19 protein-coding genes and 2 pseudogenes are annotated in these 19,322 nt (G+C 67.8%); 15 read left to right on the top strand and 6 right to left on the bottom strand.

The annotated features are described in order from the left end of the window. Positions 1-32 precede the first annotated feature (32 nt). From ASE90_RS15585 to flgB, 4 genes are read right to left on the bottom strand one after another with little or no spacing between them, the layout of a single operon-like run. Entirely contained in the window at positions 33-1,328 is a 1,296-nt protein-coding gene (locus ASE90_RS15585; protein ID WP_056002805.1) for a flagellar hook protein FlgE, read from the bottom strand. Positions 1,329-1,362: 34 nt separating this feature from the next. Further along, entirely contained in the window at positions 1,363-2,037 is a 675-nt protein-coding gene (locus ASE90_RS15580; RefSeq protein WP_056002803.1) for a flagellar hook assembly protein FlgD, read from the bottom strand. Positions 2,038-2,039: 2 nt separating this feature from the next. After that, the gene (gene flgC / locus ASE90_RS15575; RefSeq protein ID WP_056002800.1) at positions 2,040-2,447 is read right to left on the bottom strand and encodes a flagellar basal body rod protein FlgC; all 408 of its coding nucleotides are present in this window, start codon (positions 2,445-2,447) and stop codon (positions 2,040-2,042) included. A gap of 3 nt (positions 2,448-2,450) precedes the next feature. Beyond that, positions 2,451-2,801 carry a flagellar basal body rod protein FlgB gene (flgB, locus tag ASE90_RS15570; RefSeq protein WP_056002797.1) on the bottom strand — a complete coding sequence of 117 codons (351 nt, stop codon included), beginning with the start codon at positions 2,799-2,801 and terminating at the stop codon, positions 2,451-2,453. Positions 2,802-2,994: 193 nt separating this feature from the next. On the opposite strand from flgB, the gene ASE90_RS15565 reads away from it, so the two are divergent. From ASE90_RS15565 to fliA, 8 genes are all read left to right on the top strand, one after another. Next, positions 2,995-3,648: a motility protein A gene (locus tag ASE90_RS15565; RefSeq protein WP_056002794.1), complete on the top strand. Its 654-nt coding sequence runs from the start codon at positions 2,995-2,997 to the stop codon at positions 3,646-3,648. Continuing rightward, entirely contained in the window at positions 3,645-4,193 is a 549-nt protein-coding gene (locus ASE90_RS15560; RefSeq protein WP_056002791.1) for a hypothetical protein, read from the top strand. Before ASE90_RS15565 ends, ASE90_RS15560 begins: the two co-directional genes overlap by 4 nt. Then, positions 4,190-4,723, top strand: a complete 534-nt coding sequence (locus ASE90_RS15555; RefSeq protein WP_056002786.1) for a flagella basal body P-ring formation protein FlgA — start codon at positions 4,190-4,192, stop codon at positions 4,721-4,723. Before ASE90_RS15560 ends, ASE90_RS15555 begins: the two co-directional genes overlap by 4 nt. A gap of 101 nt (positions 4,724-4,824) precedes the next feature. Further along, positions 4,825-5,130 (top strand): flagellar biosynthesis anti-sigma factor FlgM, encoded by a 306-nt coding sequence (flgM, locus tag ASE90_RS15550; protein WP_056002783.1) that lies wholly within the window; start codon positions 4,825-4,827, stop codon positions 5,128-5,130. Continuing rightward, complete coding sequence (locus tag ASE90_RS15545; protein WP_056002780.1) at positions 5,117-5,455, top strand: hypothetical protein; 339 nt, start codon at positions 5,117-5,119, stop codon at positions 5,453-5,455. The genes flgM and ASE90_RS15545 overlap by 14 nt, the downstream gene beginning before the upstream one ends. Before the next feature lie 225 nt (positions 5,456-5,680). Further along, positions 5,681-6,592 carry a hypothetical protein gene (locus ASE90_RS15540; RefSeq protein WP_056002776.1) on the top strand — a complete coding sequence of 304 codons (912 nt, stop codon included), beginning with the start codon at positions 5,681-5,683 and terminating at the stop codon, positions 6,590-6,592. Continuing rightward, entirely contained in the window at positions 6,592-8,691 is a 2,100-nt protein-coding gene (gene flhA / locus ASE90_RS15535) for a flagellar biosynthesis protein FlhA (RefSeq protein WP_200910924.1), read from the top strand. The genes ASE90_RS15540 and flhA overlap by 1 nt, the downstream gene beginning before the upstream one ends. After that, positions 8,688-9,434, top strand: a complete 747-nt coding sequence (gene fliA, locus ASE90_RS15530) for an RNA polymerase sigma factor FliA (protein ID WP_056002773.1) — start codon at positions 8,688-8,690, stop codon at positions 9,432-9,434. Before flhA ends, fliA begins: the two co-directional genes overlap by 4 nt. Before the next feature lie 763 nt (positions 9,435-10,197). Here the strand turns inward: fliA and ASE90_RS20755 are convergent. Together ASE90_RS20755 and ASE90_RS20940 are read right to left on the bottom strand one after the other, a co-directional pair. After that, positions 10,198-10,524, bottom strand: a pseudogene (locus tag ASE90_RS20755) (flagellin); the annotation flags it as partial. Positions 10,525-11,316: 792 nt separating this feature from the next. Then, positions 11,317-12,198, bottom strand: a pseudogene (locus ASE90_RS20940) (flagellin hook IN motif-containing protein); the annotation flags it as partial. A 232-nt stretch (positions 12,199-12,430) separates the two neighbouring features. Here ASE90_RS20940 and ASE90_RS15520 point away from each other — a divergent pair. From ASE90_RS15520 to ASE90_RS15490, 7 genes are read left to right on the top strand one after another with little or no spacing between them, the layout of a single operon-like run. Beyond that, complete coding sequence (locus ASE90_RS15520; RefSeq protein ID WP_056002768.1) at positions 12,431-13,699, top strand: sigma 54-interacting transcriptional regulator; 1,269 nt, start codon at positions 12,431-12,433, stop codon at positions 13,697-13,699. Beyond that, positions 13,696-14,061 (top strand): flagellar hook-basal body complex protein FliE, encoded by a 366-nt coding sequence (fliE, locus tag ASE90_RS15515; protein WP_056002765.1) that lies wholly within the window; start codon positions 13,696-13,698, stop codon positions 14,059-14,061. The genes ASE90_RS15520 and fliE overlap by 4 nt, the downstream gene beginning before the upstream one ends. Before the next feature lies 1 nt (position 14,062). Further along, a complete protein-coding gene (fliF, locus tag ASE90_RS15510) occupies positions 14,063-15,763 on the top strand; it encodes a flagellar basal-body MS-ring/collar protein FliF (RefSeq protein ID WP_056002762.1) in 1,701 nt (566 codons plus the stop codon). After that, entirely contained in the window at positions 15,760-16,767 is a 1,008-nt protein-coding gene (fliG, locus tag ASE90_RS15505) for a flagellar motor switch protein FliG (protein WP_056002759.1), read from the top strand. The genes fliF and fliG overlap by 4 nt, the downstream gene beginning before the upstream one ends. Further along, positions 16,760-17,554: a FliH/SctL family protein gene (locus ASE90_RS15500; protein WP_056002756.1), complete on the top strand. Its 795-nt coding sequence runs from the start codon at positions 16,760-16,762 to the stop codon at positions 17,552-17,554. The genes fliG and ASE90_RS15500 overlap by 8 nt, the downstream gene beginning before the upstream one ends. Next, positions 17,548-18,879 carry a FliI/YscN family ATPase gene (locus tag ASE90_RS15495; RefSeq protein WP_056002753.1) on the top strand — a complete coding sequence of 444 codons (1,332 nt, stop codon included), beginning with the start codon at positions 17,548-17,550 and terminating at the stop codon, positions 18,877-18,879. Before ASE90_RS15500 ends, ASE90_RS15495 begins: the two co-directional genes overlap by 7 nt. After that, positions 18,869-19,297, top strand: coding sequence for a hypothetical protein (locus ASE90_RS15490; protein WP_235530509.1), 429 nt, complete (start codon positions 18,869-18,871; stop codon positions 19,295-19,297). The genes ASE90_RS15495 and ASE90_RS15490 overlap by 11 nt, the downstream gene beginning before the upstream one ends. Positions 19,298-19,322: the final 25 nt, after the last annotated feature.

Below are 19,322 nucleotides of genomic sequence, written 5' to 3'. Positions count from 1 at the left end.
CCTGCTTCACAGCAAGGGCCATGCCAGTCCCATCAAGCGCGCAGATCGAGGATCGAGCGCGTGATCTGGTTCGACGTATCCAGCGCCTTCGAGTTCGCCTGGAAGTTGCGCTGCGCGGCGATCAGGCCGACCAGTTCCTCGGTGATGTCGACGTTCGACCCTTCGATCATGCCTGACATCAGCGAGCCCGCGCCGTTTTCGCCCGAGCTGGCAAAGGTCGGATCGCCCGACAGGCCGGTCGCCTGCCAGTTGCTGTTGCCCATCTGGCGCAGGCCCGACGCGTTCGAGAAGTTGACGATCGCGACCTGGCCGAGCGGCTTGGTATCGCCGTTCGAATAGCTGGCGGTGACGACGCCCTTTTCGTTGATGGTGACGCCCTGCAGACGGCCGACCTCGACACCGTCCTGCAGCTGCTGCGCGACCTTGAACGGCTTGGTGGTCGATTCGGTCGTGACCGGTACGGTCAGCTTGATCTGCTGCTGGGCCACGCCGCTCGGCGGCATGAACGAGTTGAAGGTGCTGACGACCGGCGCGGCAAGTTGACCGGCGGCATTGAACTGGACCGTAACCACCGGGGTCTCGGCGGCACCGGTGCCAACGGTCATCGGCTTGTCGCCGACGAAGCTGTGTGCCTCCCAGGTGCTCGACAGATCCTCGGCAGCGGGGGGTACGGTAACGACCGGTGGCGTCGTCCGCTTCAGATAGGTCGTCATCGTCATCGGATTGCCGGCGCCGTCATACACGGTCGTCGAGATCGCTTCGTTGTAGCTGCTGGAATCGAACCGGCTGAAGTCGCTAGTCGCCGGAACGACCGAACGTGCGTTCATATTGAGACCAAGCGTCACATTGTCGGTGCCCTTCGGCTTGCCGGAGGTTCCGGCGAGTACGAGATCGGTCAGCGATTCACGCGTCGTCGCGATAACGTTGCCGTTTCCATCGACCGGATAGACCTGCAACCGCGCGCCCTGCGCATCGGTGACGAACTGGTTCGAATCGACGCGCAGCGAACCGTTGCGGGTGAAGGCCAGACCCTGCTTGTTGGGATCGGGCTTCAGCGTGAAGAAACCGTCGCCGGCGATCGCGATGTCGAGCGACGAGGAAGACTGGACGAGGTTGCCTTCGCCGAACTGCTGGCGATTGCCCTTCACCACCGTACCCGAACCGACCATCTGCGTCGGCGCGACGGCGAGGTTCGACGCGATCACGTCGGCGAATTCGGCGCGGCTCTTCTTGAAGCCGGTGGTGCCGACGTTGGCAAGGTTGTGCGCGATCGACGCCATGTCGACCTGAGAGGCCTTCAGGCCGGACAGCGAGGTATAGAAGGACATGCTAGGCTCCTGCGTGAATTCGTAAAGTTAGGGATCAGGCGATCTTGCGGACGGTGTCGGCCGCGACCTGCGACCCGTTCGACAGCGTCAGCGTCGGCTTGCCGCCGTTCGGCATGACCGAGGACACGCCCGTCCAGGCGAGGTTGCGGGCCTTGACCACGACGCCGCTCGTATCCGATGCGGCGACCGCGATGGTGTAGGGGCCGGCACCGGCGGGGGTGCCGCTGTCGGTCGTGCCGTCCCACTGGTAATCGACCATGCCCTTGGGCTGCGGGCCCATCGACACGGTGCGCGCGACCACGCCGCTGGCGTCGCGGATCTCCAGCTGGACCTTGGCGGCATCGGCGTCGAGTTCGACCGCGCCGTTGACGTTGCCGTTATTGTCGGCGGTCGCGGTCGGGCTGTCGGTCAGCACCGCCTTGCCGATCCACGACACCGCATCGCTGGTGCCGTTGCCACCGATCTTGTTGGCCAGCGTCTTGAGCGTCGAGCTCATCTCGGTAATCCCCGACAACGACGAGAATTGCGCCATCTGTGCGACCATCTGGCCGTTGTCGGTGGGGTTGAAGGGATCCTGATATTGAAGCTGCGCGGTCATCAGGCGGAGGAAGTCATCCTGGCCCAGCGAACGCTGGCCCAGTTTGGACTTTGCCGCCGCCTGTTTCGCGGCATCGAGTTGCGGAATATTCTGGACCGAGGTGGTGGCCATGATCAGCGTCCCAGACGGAGGGTTTCGGTGATGAGCGACTTGGCGGTCGACATCACTTCGACGTTGTTCTGATAGGTGCGGGCGGCGTCGAGCATGTCGACCAGCTCGCGCGGTTCGTCGACGGCCGCTTCCCAGACATTGCCTTCGGGATCGGCCAGCGGGTTGCTCGGGTCGTAGCGCTTGGCCGGGGTCTCGCCCGCCTGCACGATCTCGCGGGCATCGACGGTGGCGAGGCCGCTGGCCGCGTCGAAGCTGGTGCGGAACACCGGCTTCATCGTGCGATAGGCGGTCGCCTCGGTCGTCGCGACCGCGCCGGCGTTGGCGAGGTTCGACGCGGTGGTATTCATCCGCACGAGCTGCGCGGACATCGCGCGGCCCGATACCTCGAAGATACTCATCGGAGCAGCCATCGCTTATTCCCCCTTCAGCGCACGGGTGATGGTGGAGATGCGGCCGTTCAGGAACGCGAGCGTCGTCTGATACGCCACGGCGTTTTCCGCGAACGCGGTCTGTTCGGTCGCCAGTTCGACGGTGTTGCCGTCCATCGAGGGCTGGAGCGGCAGGCGGTACAGCGTGTTGCGGTCGATCGCGCCGTCGACATTGCCGCCGCGTTCCGCCCCGGCCAGCGCCGCGCGGAAATCGACGTCCTTCGCCTTGAATCCGGGCGTGGATGCGTTGGCGATGTTCGACGCCAGCATCCCCATGCGCTGCGCCCGCACTTCCAGCGCGGCACCATGTATCCCGAACAGAGCGTTGTCGGCCATCGGCCCAAAGTCCCCAAGCGGCGCGCCGGATGCGCGTCCCCACCGATCACAGCAAAGCGCGTGCCAGTTTCACGCATCCCCGTGCCGCGACCGGTATCGGCGCGACCTTAACCATGATCGCGGCAACCGCCCGCCGCGCCCCGGCAAACCATTGCCGGGCACAAACTGGCATTGCCCTTGCAGTACAGCGGGCATGAACCTGACGCTGCTCGCCCCCTATGCCGATCCGATGGCCGCCCTGTTCGTGATCGGCGGAACCATCCTGACGATTGCGATCCGCACGCCGTTCGCCGACGTCGGCCGTGCTTTGCGCGCGCTCGCCACCCTGCCGCGCCGCCCGTTCACCGCCGATGCCGGCATCGAACAGATCGCCGCACTGGCACGGATCGCGCGGCGGCACGGCGTGCTGACGCTCGACCGTTCGCAGATCGCCGATCCCGATATCGCCGAAGCGATCGCCGCGATCGTCGATGGCGCGGGGCCGGATGCGGTCGGCGAGACGCTGAGCCATCGCAACGCCGCGCGTGCCGAGCGCCACCTCGCCGCCGCCGACATGTGGGCGGCGGTCGCCGAACTGGCACCGGCGCTGGGCATGATCGGCACGCTGGTCGGGCTGGTGCAGATGTTCATGGCGATGACCGATCCGACCGCGATCGGCAAGGCGATGGCGGTCGCGCTGCTGTCGACGCTGTACGGCGCGATCGTCGCCGCGCTGATCGGGATGCCGATCGCCGGACGGCTGCGGCGGATGGGGCGGATCGAGGCGTTCGAACGCAGCCGGTTCGAAGGGCCGCTGGTCGCGCTGGCCCGCCGCGAACGTCCGCATTTCCGGGAGGCCGCAGAATGAAGATGTCGCAGTTCGATGTCGCCCCCGGCCGGCCGCTCTGGCTGACCACGCTGGCCGACCTGTCGCTGTTGCTGGTCGGGTTCTTCGTGTTCCTGCAGGCGGCGCAGATGGTCGACCGGAAGGCGCTGACCGCCGGTATCCGCGCCGGGTTCGATGCCGATGCCGCGCCGATGACGCTCGATCGCGGGATCGTCGACGGCTTTGCCACGGGATCGGCCGCCATGCCGGCCAGCTATGCCCGGACGGTTGAGTTCGTCCGGACCGCCGCCGCCGACCCGCGGGTCATGGTGACGCTGACCGGCGGCACCGCCGGCGATGTCGACCCGCTGACCGGCAGCGCCGCGATCCTTGCCAGCGACCGCGCCCGGACCGTCGCGACCGCGCTGGTCGCCGATGGCGCGGTACAGCCCGACCAGCTTGCCTTTGCCCCGCCGGCCACCGGCACGCGCGGCGTCCAGATCGATTTGGGCTTTGCCGGCGACCGGCAAGCCGTTGCCGACCGGCAGGCGCCGGTTGCCGCCCGTCCACATGGAGCCGACCGATGATCCGCCCGATCCTGACCATCGCATTGCTGACTGCCGCCCCCGCCGTCGCAGCGCAGAGTTTCCAGTCGACCGCGCAGCTCGACGAAGCGATCGTGCAGTTCACCGGTGCCAGCATCGGCATGGATGGCGGCGCGCAGATGCGCGTCGATTCCCGGCTGAAGCTGGCGAAATGCGCGATGCCGCAATTCAGCTGGCTGTCGGAACGGCAGGATGCGGTGGTCGTCAACTGCATGGCACCGGCCTGGAAAGTCTATGTCCCGGTCCGCCGGCTGGCCCGCGCCCTTCCCGAACGCCTAGTACCGGCCGTCGCCGTCGCCGCCCCCGCCAAGCCCGAACCGGTGATCCGTCGCGGCGACCCGATCATGGTCGAAGCCGGGGCCGAGGGTTTCTCGATCACCCGCGACGGCGTGGCGATGGGCGATGCGCCGGTCGGGGGCCGGTTGATGGTGAAGGTCGATCCCGCGAAGCCGCCGATCCAGGCGATTGCGATGGAATCGGGCCGTGCCGCCCTGCCCGGTTTCGATCGCTGACACGGCAAAATCGACAAAAATTGATCCGCAGTAATTTTTGCTAAAGAAGTTCGCGATGGCGTCGTTTCTCCTCATGTCAGCAGTTCGTGAAGGACGGGGACATGGTAGATTCAGTCGGTTCAAGGCCGGTATCGTCGATCGGGCAGCGTGCCATCGCACGCCCCGAAGGGCAGACACGCGCCGCAGCGACGCCGGCGCCGGACAGCACGGTGGCGAAGACCGGCGTGGCGATCCTGTCGGGGGGCACGACGGCGGCCGCCATGTCGGCATCGGCGCCGGTCGATACCGACCGGGTCGCGACGATCCGCAAGGCGATCGCCGAGGGCCGTTTCCCCTTGTCGCCCGCCACCATCGCCGACCGGCTCATCGCCCTGAAACTCGATTGGAACAGCAATGAACCGGCGTGATGCGCTGATCCAGATCATCGACAGCCTGCATGCGGAAATCGCCGCGTTGCAGGCGAACGATGTCACCGCGCTGGAAACCGCGACGGCGATGAAGCTGCAAGGGATCGAGGCGGTTGCCGCCAACGACGACGTGCCGCTCGACGCCGAGCTGGAAACGTTGGCGCGCGAGGCGCAGCGGCTGAACGAGACCGCGCGCATCTACGTCAATCTGATGACCGCCAACGTCCGGCGGCGCATCGACCAGCTGACCGGCGGCGGATTGCCGGCCTACCGGCCAGGCATTGCCGGCACGCCGCTGCGCATGGCGGCAGCGGCGTATCGGTGATCCGCGGCTGCCGCTTTCAATCCAACCAGAACCGTTCGTGCTGAGTAGGGGCTGAGCGAAGTCGAAGACCCGTATCGAAGCACCGCTGGCGTCCTTCGATACGCCATTTCGACAGGCTCAATGGCTACTCAGGACAATCGGCGAGCTTGCGTTTTGAGCGAAGCCAAAAACTGGCACGCTGCTTGCTGAGTGTTCTCCCGAACAGGGGAAGCGAAGCACAGCCCGATGAATGTCGTTCCGGTAGAAGCCAGATCAAACGTCCATGCAGCGATCGCGACGGCGAGCGCGCGGACGGGCATCGATTTCAATTTCCTGCTGGGTCAGGCGCAGGTCGAAAGCGGCCTGCACACCAACGCGCGCGCCGCGACCTCGTCAGCGACCGGGCTCTATCAGTTCGTCGAACAGAGCTGGCTGGGCGTGGTCAAGGCGCATGGTGCCGAACACGGCATGGGGTGGGCGTCGGACAGCATCCGCCAGGGCAGCAACGGCCGTTACTATGTCGCCGACCCCGCCACGCGGCAGGCGATCCTGCAATTGCGCAAGGACCCGCAGGCATCGTCGCTGATGGCCGCCGAACATGCCGCCGACAACAAATCCGCACTGGAAGGCGCGCTGGGCCGCAACGCGACCGGCACCGACCTGTATATGGCACATTTCCTGGGCCTGGGCGGTGCGCGCCAGTTCCTGACGTCGATGCAGGCCAATCCCGACCGGTCGGCGGCGGCGATGTTCCCCGCCGCCGCCCGCGCGAACCGGTCGATCTTCTTTGCGCCCGGCGGCCAGCCGCGCTCGCTCGGCGACATCTACGAACGGATGGGTGCAAAGCTCGATCGCGGGGCGAAGACCGGCGGCGGCAGCGGCGTCGAAGATGGCGGCTTTCCGGTCAATCGGATGCAGCAGCCCGCCGTGATGCTGAACGGCTTTAGCGGCGACGTCATCATGGGCAACGAGGCGCAGGGCGGCGACGAGGCATGGCTGGCGACGACCATCGCCAATCTGAACGTGGTGCGCGGCCGTGGCGGCGTCGGCGACGGCAATGGCGCGACGAACCCGGCGCAGATGGCTTCGCTCTATCGCCCGACGCCTGAATCGGCGCGGCTGGCCTATTCGATCCTCGCCAATCTGGGAGCGGCATGATGCAGGCGATCCTGAGCGATCCGAAAAGCATCCTGCCCGCGCTGCGCCAATCGGCGCTACCCGGCGCGATCCTGCTGCTCGTCCTGCTGATGGTCGTGCCGATCCCGGCGTTCATGCTCGACATCTTCTTCGTCATGAACATCATGATCTCGATCGCGGTGCTCATGGTCGCGCTCAATGCGCAGAAGCCGCTCGACTTCTCCGCCTTCCCCACGGTGCTGCTGTTCGCCACGCTGTTCCGCCTCGGCCTCAACGTCGCATCGACGCGCGTCGTGCTGGTCCACGGCCATGAGGGCGAAGCGGCGGCGGGCCATGTCATCGAGGCGTTCGGCAGCTTCCTGATCGGCGGCGACTATGTCGTCGGTCTCTTCGTCTTTTCGATCCTCATCATCATCAACATGATCGTCGTCACCAAGGGCGCCGGGCGCGTGTCCGAAGTGTCGGCGCGCTTCACCCTCGACGCCCTGCCCGGCAAGCAGATGGCGATCGACGCCGACCTGAACGCCGGCCTGATCACCCCCGACGAAGCGCGGACCAAGCGCGTCGAAACCGGGGCCGAAGCCGATTTCTACGGCGCGATGGACGGTTCGTCGAAGTTCGTGAAGGGCGACGCGGTCGCCGGCCTGCTGATCCTTGCCATCAATATCGTCGGCGGCCTGATCCTCGGCGTCGTCAGTCATCAGATGGCGGTCGGACAGGCCGCGCAGACCTACATCCTGCTGGCGATCGGCGACGCGCTGGTCGCGCAGGTGCCGTCGCTGCTGCTGTCGATCGCCGCCGCCGCCATCGTCACCCGCGTCACCTCGACCTCGTCGCAGGATCTGGCCGGGCAGATCGGATCGCAGTTCGCGTCGCACCGCACCTGGGCGCCGGTCGCGGGCATTCTCGGCCTGCTGGCGATGCTGCCGGGGATGCCGTTCCTCGTGCTCGCCCCGGCCGCCGGCATCGCCGGCTTCGCATCGTGGAAGCTGGCCAAGCAGAAGAACGCGCCGCCCCCCGCCCCGCCGGTCGAGGCGCTGCCCGAACCGGCCGACCTGTCGAAGATCGGCTGGGACGAGGTCAACGACAATTGCCACATCATGCTCGACATCGGCTACGGGCTCGTACCCTTGGTCGACGAGCGCAAGGGCGCGCCGCTGATGAGCCGGATCACCGGGGTGCGTCGCCAGCTGTCCAAGGATCTGGGCTTCGTCGTGCCGCAAGTGAAGGTGCGCGACGACATCAACCTCGCACCCTATACCTATCGCATCTCGATCGGCGGCGTGGTCGTCGGCGAGGATATGGCGTCGGCGACCGAGATGCTGGCGCTCGACACCGGACAGGCGGTCGGCGGATTCCTTGAGGGCAAGACCGCCAAGGACCCGACCTTCGGCCTCGACGCGATCTGGATCCAGCCGGGCGATGCCGATGCCGCGACCGGTGCCGGCTATCTGGTGGTCGATGCCGGCACCGTCGTCGCCACCCATCTGAACCATGTGCTGACGGTCAACGCGACCGAGCTGCTGGGCCCGGACGAGGTGCAGTCGCTGCTCGATGGGCTGAAGGACCGTGCCGCGAGCCTGGTGGCGGCACTGTGCCCGCAGCCGCTGACGCTGACCACGCTGACGCAGGTGCTGCGCGCGCTGCTGGCCGAGAATATCCCGCTGAAGGAATTCCGCCGCATCGCCGCCGCCATCGCCGTCGTCGCGCAGCGGACGCAGGATGCCGAGGAAATCGTCGAGCTGATCCGGCCGGAACTGGGCGCGCTCATCATCCAGAAGCTGTGCGGCGTGCGCGAGCCGCTGCGCGTCATGACGCTCGAAGGGCAACTGGAGGCGCTGCTGGGACAGGCGATGCGCGGCGATCCGTCGCGGCGCAACGCGATCGAGCCCGATCTGGGCCGGCGCATCATCGACGCGCTGACCCATGCCGCCCAGCCGCTGATGGCGGAGGCCAAGCCGTTCGCGCTGGTCGTGCAACCGTCGATCCGCGTCGCCGTCCGCAAGCTGGTCAAGTCGTGCCTGCCCGACACCCCGGTCATGAGCTTCTTCGAAGTTCCCGAAGACAAGGCAGTCGAAGTCGTCGCCGTCATCGGCGCACCGGAGGCCATTCCCGCATGAACGCCCCCTTCTTCCCGCAGCCCGAGCTGAACGCCGCGACCTATACGCGGCGGACCCGGCCCAACGACGCCGATGCGCTGGTCCGGCGGCACCTGCCGCTGGTCCGGCGGATCGCGTGGCACGTCCATGGCCATATGAGCACGATGGTCGATGTCGAGGATCTGGTGCAGATCGGTCTGGTCGCGCTGGTCGAGGCGGTGCCGATGTTCGAGGATCGCGGCGCGGTGACGTTCGAACAATATCTCGCCACGCGGCTGCGCGGGGCGATGATCGACGAACTGCGGCGACAGGCGACGATCAGCCGCGGCGCGATGAAGCGGCGGCGCGACTATGCAAAGGCGGTGTCGGCGCTGACGCAGGAACTGGGCCGCGCGCCGGTGCCCGCCGAGATCGCCGGGCGGCTGGACGTGCCGCTGGGCAAGCTCCGGACCGACTATGCCGATGTCCAGTCGGTGCAGTTCGATTCGATCGACGACGTGTATACCGACGAAGCACCGTGGTTCATGGACGACGGCCCCGACGCGTTCGAGGCGCTGGCCGAAGGCGAGTTGCGCGAGGCCCTGATCGCCGCGATCACCGCGCTGCCCGAACGCGAGGCGCAGGTGATCCAGCTCTATTATGTCGAGGAACTCAACCTCGAGGAAATCGGGCAGGTGCTGGGCGTCGGCGCGGCGCGCATCTGCCAGATCAAGAAATCGGCGCATGAGAAGCTGAAAAAGGCGTTGGCGCGGGCGGCGGGGTAACCGCCTCCTATTACTGGATTTTTGGCGGGGCCGGCGCAAGTCTGGCCCCGCTTTTGCGTTCAAAGGTCACAAAGGTCACACTCGCCGCGTTTATCGCGTGCGCCTTGCTGCCGGATGTGTGGCGCTGATGGACGGGCGATGGGCAAGCGCCGGGTTGCGAGGATATAGCAGGCTTCCGGTTGTAGGAAAGCGGTCGGTTCGGTTCGGCGGCAACGATCGCGGTTCTGGCGTCCGGTCCCGTTCGAGGCCGCTGCGAGCGCGTCGGTTGCCACCCGTCTGACGTACCCCCACGATGGCGGGGGCCAACAAGCCAAGTACCAGCCGTTGGTTTGCCTTGCGCTGGACCGCCGCCTTCGCCGGGGTACGGCAGACTTCCGATCGCAATAGGGAATTTCGGCAGCGGGCTCGTGGAGGCCGGGTCTCGCCGACGGTCGGGCGGGAGCAGATGCCTCGACCGGTCCGCCTGCGGCCATCCCCCTCCACCACCGCTTCGCGGCGGTCCCCCTCCCCGCGGGCGGGGAGGAATTGGGTGGCCCGATGCAGCGGCGCGCCTGTGGCCACCCCCCTCCACCATGCTGCGGATGGTCCCCTTCCCCACCAAGCGGGGAGCAGTTGGGGTGTGCGCTATATATAGAGTCCGGGCGCGTGCGGCGGACGCCGAAAACCCCCGGCGACGTTTCCGTCGCCGGGGGCCGGTCCCGTTAACGGGAGGACCGCTGCCGCCGCCTTCATGCAAGGGGGAACGGCGGCAGCGGAGCCGGGCTTAGCCGAGCAGTTTCAGCACGCCCTGCTGCGACTGGTTGGCCTGTGCCAGCATCGCGGTCGATGCCTGGCCAAGGATCTGCGCCTTGGCGAGCGCGGTCGATTCCGACGAGAAGTCGGTGTCTTCGATGCGGCTGCGCGCTTCCTGCAGGTTCGACGAGGTGGTGGTCAGGTTGTTGACGGTGACCTGCAGACGGTTCTGCACGGCACCCAGATCGCCACGGATCGACGAAACCTTGTCGAGCGCCTTGTCGATCGCGGTCATCGCGGTCGAAGCATTCGCCTGCGTGGTGACGTTCAGCGCGCCGCCGACCATATCCTTGGCACCGCCCTGCGCAGCGAGACCGACCTTGCCGAGCGACGCGGTCGAGCCTTCGACGCGAACTTCCGCACCGGTATCCGACTTCAGTTCAATACGGCCACGCAGCGTCAGACCGCCGGCGATGTTGGTGCCGGTAGCTGCCGTACCGTCATCGCCCTTGACGCTCTTCACAAGACCCGCACCTGCGGCGGTCGGACCGTCCTGAAGGATGATATCGTTGCCAGTCGACGACGTGAGGACCAAGTTACCGTCGGTATCGCTCGACGCCACCAAGCCGCTGATGCCAGCCTTGTTGATGTTGCCGACGAGGTCCGACATCGAGATGGCACCGTCCCCGTTACCGCCCTTCGCGACCGTATCGTCCAGCGCAACAGTTGCGCCATTGATATAGAGGTCGTTTGCCGCGACAAGCATTGCCGCGTCGATGACGACGGTCGCCTTGGTAGTTGCGGTCGCGGTTACACCGCTATCCTTGGTGACGGCGTTGATCGCCGCTGCCTTCGATGCCGCCGAAGCGTCATTCGAGCTACCGATAGCAACGCCGTTGATTTTGAGGTTGTCCGTCCCGTCGAGTACCGAGGTGCCTGCCGTCGAACCCTTGACCGAGGTAGGCGAGCTCGTTTCGTTCAAGCCGATGGCGGCCAGATCGGTCGCGTCGCCCGAGGTCCCGCGCTTGATGTCGATCGGCTGACCGTTCGAGCTGTTGAGCGCGACGAAGCCGCCATAGGTGCCGGCGGTGAAGCCCGCCTTGCCCGCATCGGCACCGGCGATGACGATGGTCTTGCCGGTGTCGTTCGACAGGACGATCTTGCCTTCGTTGTCGAGCTGCGCGCTGACGCCACCCACGTCGCGGTTGATCTTTTCGACCAGTTCCTGACCGGTGGCGCCGGTCACATTGACGGCGGTGCCGCCGCCGACCGCGATCGAGAAGCCGGTCGTGCTGGTGACGCCGCCCGAAGCGATCGGGCCGCCCGACAGGGTGTTGTACGCCGATGCCGACACGCCGGTCTGGCCGGTGTTGGTATTGATCGCGGCGGCGGTGGTTTCAGCGGTGCCCGTGGTCAGGGCAGCGGCAAAGGCGTTCTTGCCGTTGATCTGGATATCGGCGGCACCGATCGTCGCGGCGCTGATGCGGCCGGTGGTCGCCTGACCCTCGACGCGATAGCCGTTCAGGCCGAGCGCGCTGGCCGAGGTGTTGGCGAGCGACAGCGCGGTCGTCTGCCCTGCCTGTGCACCCGTCTGGAGCGTCACGCCCTTTACCGAGCCGTCGAGCAGGTTGATGCCGTTGAAATTGGTCTTGGTCGAGATGTCGTTGATCTGTGCGGTCAGCTGGCCGACTTCCGACTGGAGCGCCTTGCGTTCCGACGTACCGAGCGAGCCGTTGGCGGCCTGTCCGGCGAGTTCCTTCATGCGCTGCAGCATGTTGGTGACTTCGCCCAGCGCGCCTTCGGCGGTCTGCGCCATCGAGATGCCGTCGTTGGCGTTGCGGGCGGCGACGGCCATCGTCTTGATCTGGCTGGTCATGCGGGTGGCGATGGCGAGGCCGGCGGCGTCGTCCTTGGCCGAATTGATGCGCTTGCCGGTCGACAGGCGTTCCATCGACATCTTCAGCGCGTCGTTGGCGGCGGACGAGGCGTTGGCGGCGCGAAGCGATCCGATGTTGGATCCGATAACGGTCATGGTATTTCCTCCGGTCTGACGTCCAGCGCCCCGTGGTCCCCCCTGATGAAGCGTGCGGGAACGAAGCTGCTGCCCGGAGAAACGGCAGCCGTCGGCGGGGTTTAAGCGAAAAAATCGGCCCCTCGCGCGCGCGGGGGAGCGCACGCGGCATACAGAGCCGAATCAGGCAGGATTTTACCGGGTGTTAACCAGCGCGGCGGCAAAGAGGTGCCGTCCAGGGGAATCACCACCGATGCGCTCGATCTATCCATCCGCTGCCGTCCTCGCCTCGAAGTTCACGCTCGTATCCTCGCTGCGCGCGCAAGGGTTCGTGCTGGCCAATGCCGGGCAGAAGCCGGGCCCGGCCGATGCGTTCCTGATCATGGAGGGCGAGGTGCCGCCGATCGCGTCGCGCACGCTGGTGCTGGCCGAAGGGCCGGTCGCCGCGACGCCGTTCGCCGACGGCCGCCCGGCACGCCTGTGCTACACCCATGCCGACACCGAACTCGCCCATGCCTTTGCCGCGGCGCTGTTGTGCGGCCGGCACGAGGCGGTCGCCGCCGATCCCGAGAGCCTGGCGTTGCAGGCGCTGGCCCGCCGCGTCGCCGCCGCCGACATCACCGTGCTGGTGGGCGGCCCGACCGGCACCGGCAAGGAAGTGCTGGCGCGGACCATCCATGCCGGCAGCAGCCGCGCCGCCGGCCCGTTCATCGCGATCAACTGCGCCGCGCTCCCCGAAACCATGCTCGAGGCGATGCTGTTCGGCCATGTGAAGGGCGCGTTCACCGGCGCGGGCGCGGCAGGCGAAGGGTTCTTCCGCGCGGCGCATGGCGGCACGCTGCTGCTCGACGAGATCGCCGAGATGCCGTTGCCGTTGCAGGCCAAGCTGCTGCGCGTGTTGCAGGAACGCGAAGTCGTGCCGATCGGCGCGACCCATGCCGAGGCGGTCGATGTCCGCGTCGTCGCCTGCGCCAATCGCGATCTGCAAGAGGAAGTCGCCGCCGGCCGCTTCCGCGCCGATCTCTATTACCGGCTGAGCGTGTTCCCGCTGACCACCCGCGCGCTGGCCGAGCGGCCGGGCGATATCGCGGCGCTGGCGGCGGCAATGGTCGTGCGCCATGCCGCCGATCGCGCGACGCTGCCATGGATTTCGGACGCGGCGCTGGCGCTGCTGCTCCGTCACGACTGGCCAGGCAATGCCCGCGAGCTGGAGAATGTGATCCAGCGCGCGCTGCTGCTGGGCATGGGCGACCGGATCGAGGCGCACGACATCGTGTTCGATCGCGCCGGTCCCGCCGCGCAGCCGCGGATCGCCGAACCGGTCGCGGCGACGCTGACCAACATCGTGCAGATCCACGAATTCGCCGCGATCCGCCGGACGCTGGAGGAATGCGGCGGCAACCGGGTCGAGACCGCGCGGCGGCTGGGCATTTCGGAGCGCACGCTGCGCTATCGCCTCGCCAAGGCGCGTGAGGCGGGCGAGACGCTGGCACCGGCACATGCCGTGGCGGCTTCGGCATGAGCGTCGGGGGTGTCGGCGGCGCGATGGGCGTCGACCGGGTGATGCAGCTTCGCGCGCAGATCCTGGAGCGCAATCAGGCGCTGTCGAAGGCGAATGCGCAGGTCGCGGCGGCCCCGGCCCCGGCGGCCGAGTCTGCGAAACCGGCGAGCTTCGCCGATGCGATGGGCGACGCGCTGAAGGGCGTGAACGCGCAGCAGAACAAGGCGAGCGAGTTGTCGGCGATGTACGAACGCGGCGAGACCGTGGACATCGCGAAGGTGATGATGGCGCGTCAGCAGGCATCGGTCGGCTTCGAGGCGACGATGCAGGTGAGAAATAAACTTTTGTCCGCCTACAAGGACATCATGAGCATGCCGGTCTGATATGGAAAACGCTCTCGCCACCACCGGTGCAGGCGGTGTTCCCGCCCCCGCAGCCGCGCGCTTCGCCAACCCGCTGACCCAAGTCGGCGGATTGATGAAGAACCCCGCCGTCAAGCGCAGCATGCCGATGATCTTCATCATCGGCCTCGTGCTGTCGGCGGCGATCGCGTGGATGGCGCTGGCCACCCCGCCACAGCGCGTGCTGTTCCCGCAGCTGCCCGACAGCGACAAGCAGGCGGTCGTCGATGCGCTGTCCGCCGCGAAGATCGAGAGCAGTGTCGACGATTCGGGCGGGATCACCGTGGGCGAGGATGATTATCACCGCGCCCGCATCCTGCTGGCGGGGCAGGACCTGCCCAAGGCCGCACCGGGCGGCTATGCGATCCTCGACCAGTTGCCGATGGGCGTGTCGCGCGCCGTCGAGGGCGAGCGGCTGCGCCAGGCACGCGAGACCGAGCTGGCCAAGTCGATCGGCGAGATTGAATCGGTCGCCGATGCGCGCGTCCACCTGGCCATGCCCGAATCGTCGGTGTTCGTGCGCGACAATGCCCAGCCGTCGGCATCGGTCATCGTCCGCCTCGAACCCGGCCGGAGCCTGACGCAGGCGCAGGTCCGTTCGATCGTCAACCTCGTCGCCTCTTCGGTGCCGGGGATGAAGCCCGATCAGGTGACGATCATCGACCAGATGGGCGCGCTGCTGAGCAAGCCGAGCGATGGTAGCGACAGCAGCACGCTTTCGGACGAGCGGATCGATTATCAGCGCCGGATCGAGGACAAGTATCGCGCGCAGCTCAACACGCTGCTGACCCCGCTCTTGGGTGCAGGCAATTTCTCGGCCGAGATTCAGGCCGATGTCGATCTGGACGAGAGTCAGGCGACGCGCGAAAGCTATGACAAGCAGGGCGTGGTCCGTGCCGAACAGGGCACATGGGCCGGCAATACGCCGGGCGAGACCACGCCGGGCGGCATCCCCGGTGCGCTGAGCAATACCGCGCCCGCCGCATCGACGCTGGCGACCGCGACGCCGGGTCCGTCCGGCGCCACCGTCCAGCCGGGCACCGCGCCGGGGGCACCCCCGCCGGTCAAGACCAGCGAGAATTTCAACCGCGCCTATGATCTGGGCAAGGAAGTGTCGGTGACGCGCGCTGCGCCGGGCGCGATCAAGCGGCTGTCGGTGGCGGTGCTGCTGCGCGAGGCGGAAGGCGGCAAGCCGCGCACCCCGGCCGAGATCCAGCAGATCAACGACCTGGTGAAGGCGGCGGTCGGCTTCAACCAGCAGCGGCAGGACACGGTGACGGTCATCAGCCGCAAATTCTCGCCCGATGCGGTCGCCGGCGACGTGGCGCGGCCGTGGTACGATGCCGACTGGGTGCCGATGGCGGCGCGCAACGGCACCGCGCTGGTCATCGCGCTGCTGGTGCTGTTCATGGGCGTCCGCCCGATGGTCAAGGCGATCAACGAGAAGCGCAAGGCCGAGGCCGCCGCCGAAACCGCGCGGGTCGCCGCACAGGAAGCCGCCGCACAGGCCGCGCTCGCCCCGCCCCCTGCCGAGGTCGAGCCCGAGCCGGTGAGCATGGAAATGCTGGAAGGGGCGCGCAGCTATGACGACCGGGTCGGTCTGGTCCGCGGCTTCACCCGCGACAATCCGGCGCGCGCGGCGCTGGCGGTGCGTGACATGATCCAGTCGGATGCCAAGCAGTGAACGCCCCCACCCGTATCCATAGCGGCGTCGAACGTGCCGCCGTCCTGATGATGCTGGTCGGCGAGGAGGAAGCCGCCGCGATCCTCCAGAAGCTGGACCCCGAAGAGGTGCAGCAGCTGGGCAAGGCGATGTTCACCGTCGCCGATGTCAGCGAGGACGAAGTGACCGTCGTGCTCGACGATTTCGTTGAGAAGGCGCGCGAGCGCACGACCGTGGGCTTCGATCCGCGTCCGCACATCGAAACGGTGATGAACCGCGCGCTGGGGGCCGACAAGGCCGAGAGCGTGCTGGCCAAGATCACCCCGGTCGAGACCGCGTGCCAGATCGAGCTGCTCGACTGGATGGATGCCAGCGAGATCGTCAGCCTGATCAAGGACGAACATCCGCAGATCGCCGCCGTGCTGCTCGCCAATCTCGACCCCGCCATCGCCGCACAGGTACTGGAGGGGCTGCCCGAGGCCGCGCAGCCGCAGATCCTGCACCGCATCGCCAAGCTGGGTCCGATCACGCCCGAGGCGATCGACACGCTGAAGTCGATGCTGTCGCGCCGTTCGACCGGCCGGTCGAGCGGGAGCGGCGTGCAGCTGGGCGGTGCCAAGGATGCCGCGCGCATCCTGTCGTCGGGGCGCAAGGCGACCGAGAACCGGGTCATGCCGAAACTGGCCAAGATCGACCGCGACATCGCCCGCGCGATCGAGGACCAGTTGTTCGTCTTCGACAACCTGCTGGAGATGGACGACAAGAATCTGGGCGTGCTGATCCGCAACGTCGACAGCGACCTGCTGGTACGCGCGCTCAAGGGTGTCGACGAGGCCGGGCGCAACCGCTTCCTGGGGTGCATGTCGGCCCGCGCCGCCGACGGCATCCGCGACGAGATCGAGGCCCGCGGACCGATGAAGCTGGCCGAGGTGCTCGACGCGCAGAAGGGCGTCATCACCGTCGCCCGCCAGCTGGCCAAGGACGGCACGATCATGATGGGCGGCGGCGACGACGATTATGTTTGAGAGCGCCGCCCCCCGCGCCACCGGTGGCTTCGTCGCGGGCTTCGCCAGCCGCCACGTCGCCGCCGCCGACATCCTCGCCCGCGCCTTCGGTGCGCCCGATCCGTTCGCCGAAACCGGTGTCGTGCCGGTCCGCCCTGCCGATTTCGGCGCAGCGGCGGCGGGCGCGGCGGCATCGGGACAGGCCCCTGTACAGGCAACGAGCGGCCCCCGGCATTTCCGCCCGGCCGATCCCGACAGCAATCCGACCGAGGGCTGGGACCCGTTCGGCGCCAATGCCGGCGATGTCGCGGCCACCACGCTGGACCCGGCCGTCGAGGCGCATGCCGCCGGCTATGCCGAGGGTCTGGCCGCCGCCGCCGCCGCCAGCCAGTCCGAACACGCCCGCGACCACGCCTTGCTGGCGCGACTGACCGAGGCGCTGGGCACCGCCACGCATATCGACCGCGAGGCGATGGCCGACCGGCTGCGCCAGACGGTGCTGACGCTGGTCCGTCAGATCGTCGGCGAGGTCGGCGTATCGGCCAACCGGCTGGCCGCGCGCATCGACGCCGCCGCCGAACTGCTGGCCGACAGCGCCGAATCGGCGATCCTGCGGATGCACGAAGCCGACATTCCGCTTGTCGAGGGCAAGCTGGCCAAGGCGGTGTTCCCGGTCGCCGATCCGGCGGTCGAACGGGGCGGCTTCGTCCTCGAAACCGCGTCGACCGTGGTCGAGGACGGCCCGTCGCTGTGGCTGGAGCAGCTGGGCGCGGCCATCGAAACCGTACCGGTGCCCGTATCATGCTGAACCGTTTTGCCGGCGACTATCTGGGCGCGCTCGCCCCGACCGATTTCCGTCCGCGACCGCGCGTCGCCGGACGGCTCGCCTCCTATGACGGGCTGTTGATGGAAGCGGTCGGGCTGTCGCTGCCGGTCGGCACCGTGTGTCAGGTCGGCACCGGCGACGGCGGCCATGTCGAGGCGGAGGCTATCGGGTTTCGCAACGGCCGGACGTTGATGATGAATCTGGGCGGCCCCGCCCCGCTGCTGCCGGGTGCCTTGGTTCGGCCGGGCGACAAGCCCGGCGAGGCCGAGGTCGGCGAGGCGATGCTGGGCCGGGTGGTCGATGGCGCGGGCAAGCCGATCGACGGCAAGGGTCCGATCCGGGGTGCGGGCCGCTGGCCGCTGGCCGGGCGCATCCAGTCGCCGCTCGACCGTGGCCGCGTCCTCGAACCGATGGACGTCGGCGTCCGCGCGATCAACGGCCTGCTGACGATCGGTCAGGGCCAGCGCGTCGGCATCATGGCCGGCTCCGGCGTCGGCAAGTCGGTGCTGCTGGGCATGATGGTCCGCGCCGCCAAGGCCGATGTGATCGTCGTCGGCCTGATCGGCGAGCGCAGCCGCGAAGTGTCCGACTTCCTCGAAACCAAGCTGAAGGGCGATGCCCGCGCGCGATCGGTCGTAGTTGCGGTGCCGGCCAACCATTCGCCGGTGCTGCGCATCCGGGGCGCGCTGCGCGCCACCGCGATTGCCGAGGCGTTTCGCGAACAGGGCAAGAAGGTCCTGCTCATCATCGATTCGCTGACCCGCGTCGCCCATGCCGGGCGCGAGATCGGGTTGGCGCTGGGCGAACCGGCGTCGGCACGTGGCTATCCGCCCAGCGCCATCGCGATGCTGCCGGGGCTGATCGAGCGGGCGGGCACCTGCGTCCGCACCGGCGGATCGATCACCGCCATCTATACCGTGCTGGCCGATGGCGACGACAATAGCGATCCGGTGGTCGATTCGGCGCGGTCGATCCTCGACGGGCATATCGTGCTCAGCCGGCAACTGGCCGAGCGCGGCGTGTATCCGGCGATCGATCTGGGTCCGTCGGTCAGCCGCGTGATGACCGATATCGCCGACCGGCCGCATCTGGCCGCCGCGCGGGTGCTGCGCCGCCATCTGGCGACGTACGAAGAAAATCGCGATCTGGTGCTGATGGGTGCCTATCGCCCCGGCACCGACGCCGCGATCGACGGCGCGCTGGCGGCGCATCCGGCGGTGATGGAATATGTGAAGCAGGATTCGGACGAGATCGTCTCGCTCGACGATGCGGTCGCCGAGCTGGTGGGTATTTTCGGTGACGGATAAGGCCAAGCGCCTGTCGCGCGTGCTGCGCGTACGGACCATGCAGCTGAACCTGACCCAGGCCGAGGAAGCACGCGCCGCCGCGCGCGTCGCCGACGAGATCGCGCTGCGCGAACGCATCCACAAGCTGGCCGAGGCGGTGTCGCCGGTGCCGACCCCCAGCGCGACCGCCGCCGGGCTGGGCGCCGCCGCGCATTATCGCGAACGGCTGCACGCCACCGCGCAGGTCGTCGACCGGCGGGTGGTGCAAGCCGACGAAGGGCTGGAGCGCGCCCGATCGGCGACGATGACCGCCAGGCGCGACCAGAGCGCGGTCGAAAAGCTGCTCGAACGCGCCCATGCCGCCCGCGCGCTGCGCGAACTCCGCGCGCTGGAAAATGCGCCGCCGGTACGCCGACCCAATCGGCACGATCCTTGCTGATCGACCGGTCGAACGCTTGACGGAT

The organism is Sphingomonas sp. Leaf67 (assembly GCF_001421965.1).
Taxonomy (GTDB): Bacteria; Pseudomonadota; Alphaproteobacteria; order Sphingomonadales; family Sphingomonadaceae; genus Sphingomonas.
The sequence above is the reverse complement of the archived record's forward strand: the minus strand, read 5'-3'. Positions and strand labels throughout refer to the sequence as shown.

Bases quoted from the DNA above. Each gene is read 5' to 3' on its own strand.
- ASE90_RS15585 (WP_056002805.1), bottom strand. From the start codon at position 1,328: ATGTCCTTCTATACCTCGCTGTCCGGCCTGAAGGCCTCTCAGGTCGAC.
- fliA (WP_056002773.1), top strand. From the start codon at position 8,688: ATGAACGCCCCCTTCTTCCCGCAGCCCGAGCTGAACGCCGCGACCTAT.
- ASE90_RS15580 (WP_056002803.1), bottom strand. From the start codon at position 2,037: ATGGCCACCACCTCGGTCCAGAATATTCCGCAACTCGATGCCGCGAAA.
- fliE (WP_056002765.1), top strand. From the start codon at position 13,696: ATGAGCGTCGGGGGTGTCGGCGGCGCGATGGGCGTCGACCGGGTGATG.
- flgB (WP_056002797.1), bottom strand. From the start codon at position 2,801: ATGGCCGACAACGCTCTGTTCGGGATACATGGTGCCGCGCTGGAAGTG.
- ASE90_RS15500 (WP_056002756.1), top strand. From the start codon at position 16,760: ATGTTTGAGAGCGCCGCCCCCCGCGCCACCGGTGGCTTCGTCGCGGGC.
- ASE90_RS15565 (WP_056002794.1), top strand. From the start codon at position 2,995: ATGAACCTGACGCTGCTCGCCCCCTATGCCGATCCGATGGCCGCCCTG.
- fliF (WP_056002762.1), top strand. From the start codon at position 14,063: ATGGAAAACGCTCTCGCCACCACCGGTGCAGGCGGTGTTCCCGCCCCC.
- ASE90_RS15495 (WP_056002753.1), top strand. From the start codon at position 17,548: ATGCTGAACCGTTTTGCCGGCGACTATCTGGGCGCGCTCGCCCCGACC.
- flgM (WP_056002783.1), top strand. From the start codon at position 4,825: ATGGTAGATTCAGTCGGTTCAAGGCCGGTATCGTCGATCGGGCAGCGT.
- ASE90_RS15540 (WP_056002776.1), top strand. From the start codon at position 5,681: ATGAATGTCGTTCCGGTAGAAGCCAGATCAAACGTCCATGCAGCGATC.
- flgC (WP_056002800.1), bottom strand. From the start codon at position 2,447: ATGGCTGCTCCGATGAGTATCTTCGAGGTATCGGGCCGCGCGATGTCC.
- ASE90_RS15555 (WP_056002786.1), top strand. From the start codon at position 4,190: ATGATCCGCCCGATCCTGACCATCGCATTGCTGACTGCCGCCCCCGCC.
- ASE90_RS15560 (WP_056002791.1), top strand. From the start codon at position 3,645: ATGAAGATGTCGCAGTTCGATGTCGCCCCCGGCCGGCCGCTCTGGCTG.
- ASE90_RS15520 (WP_056002768.1), top strand. From the start codon at position 12,431: ATGCGCTCGATCTATCCATCCGCTGCCGTCCTCGCCTCGAAGTTCACG.
- ASE90_RS15545 (WP_056002780.1), top strand. From the start codon at position 5,117: ATGAACCGGCGTGATGCGCTGATCCAGATCATCGACAGCCTGCATGCG.
- flhA (WP_200910924.1), top strand. From the start codon at position 6,592: ATGCAGGCGATCCTGAGCGATCCGAAAAGCATCCTGCCCGCGCTGCGC.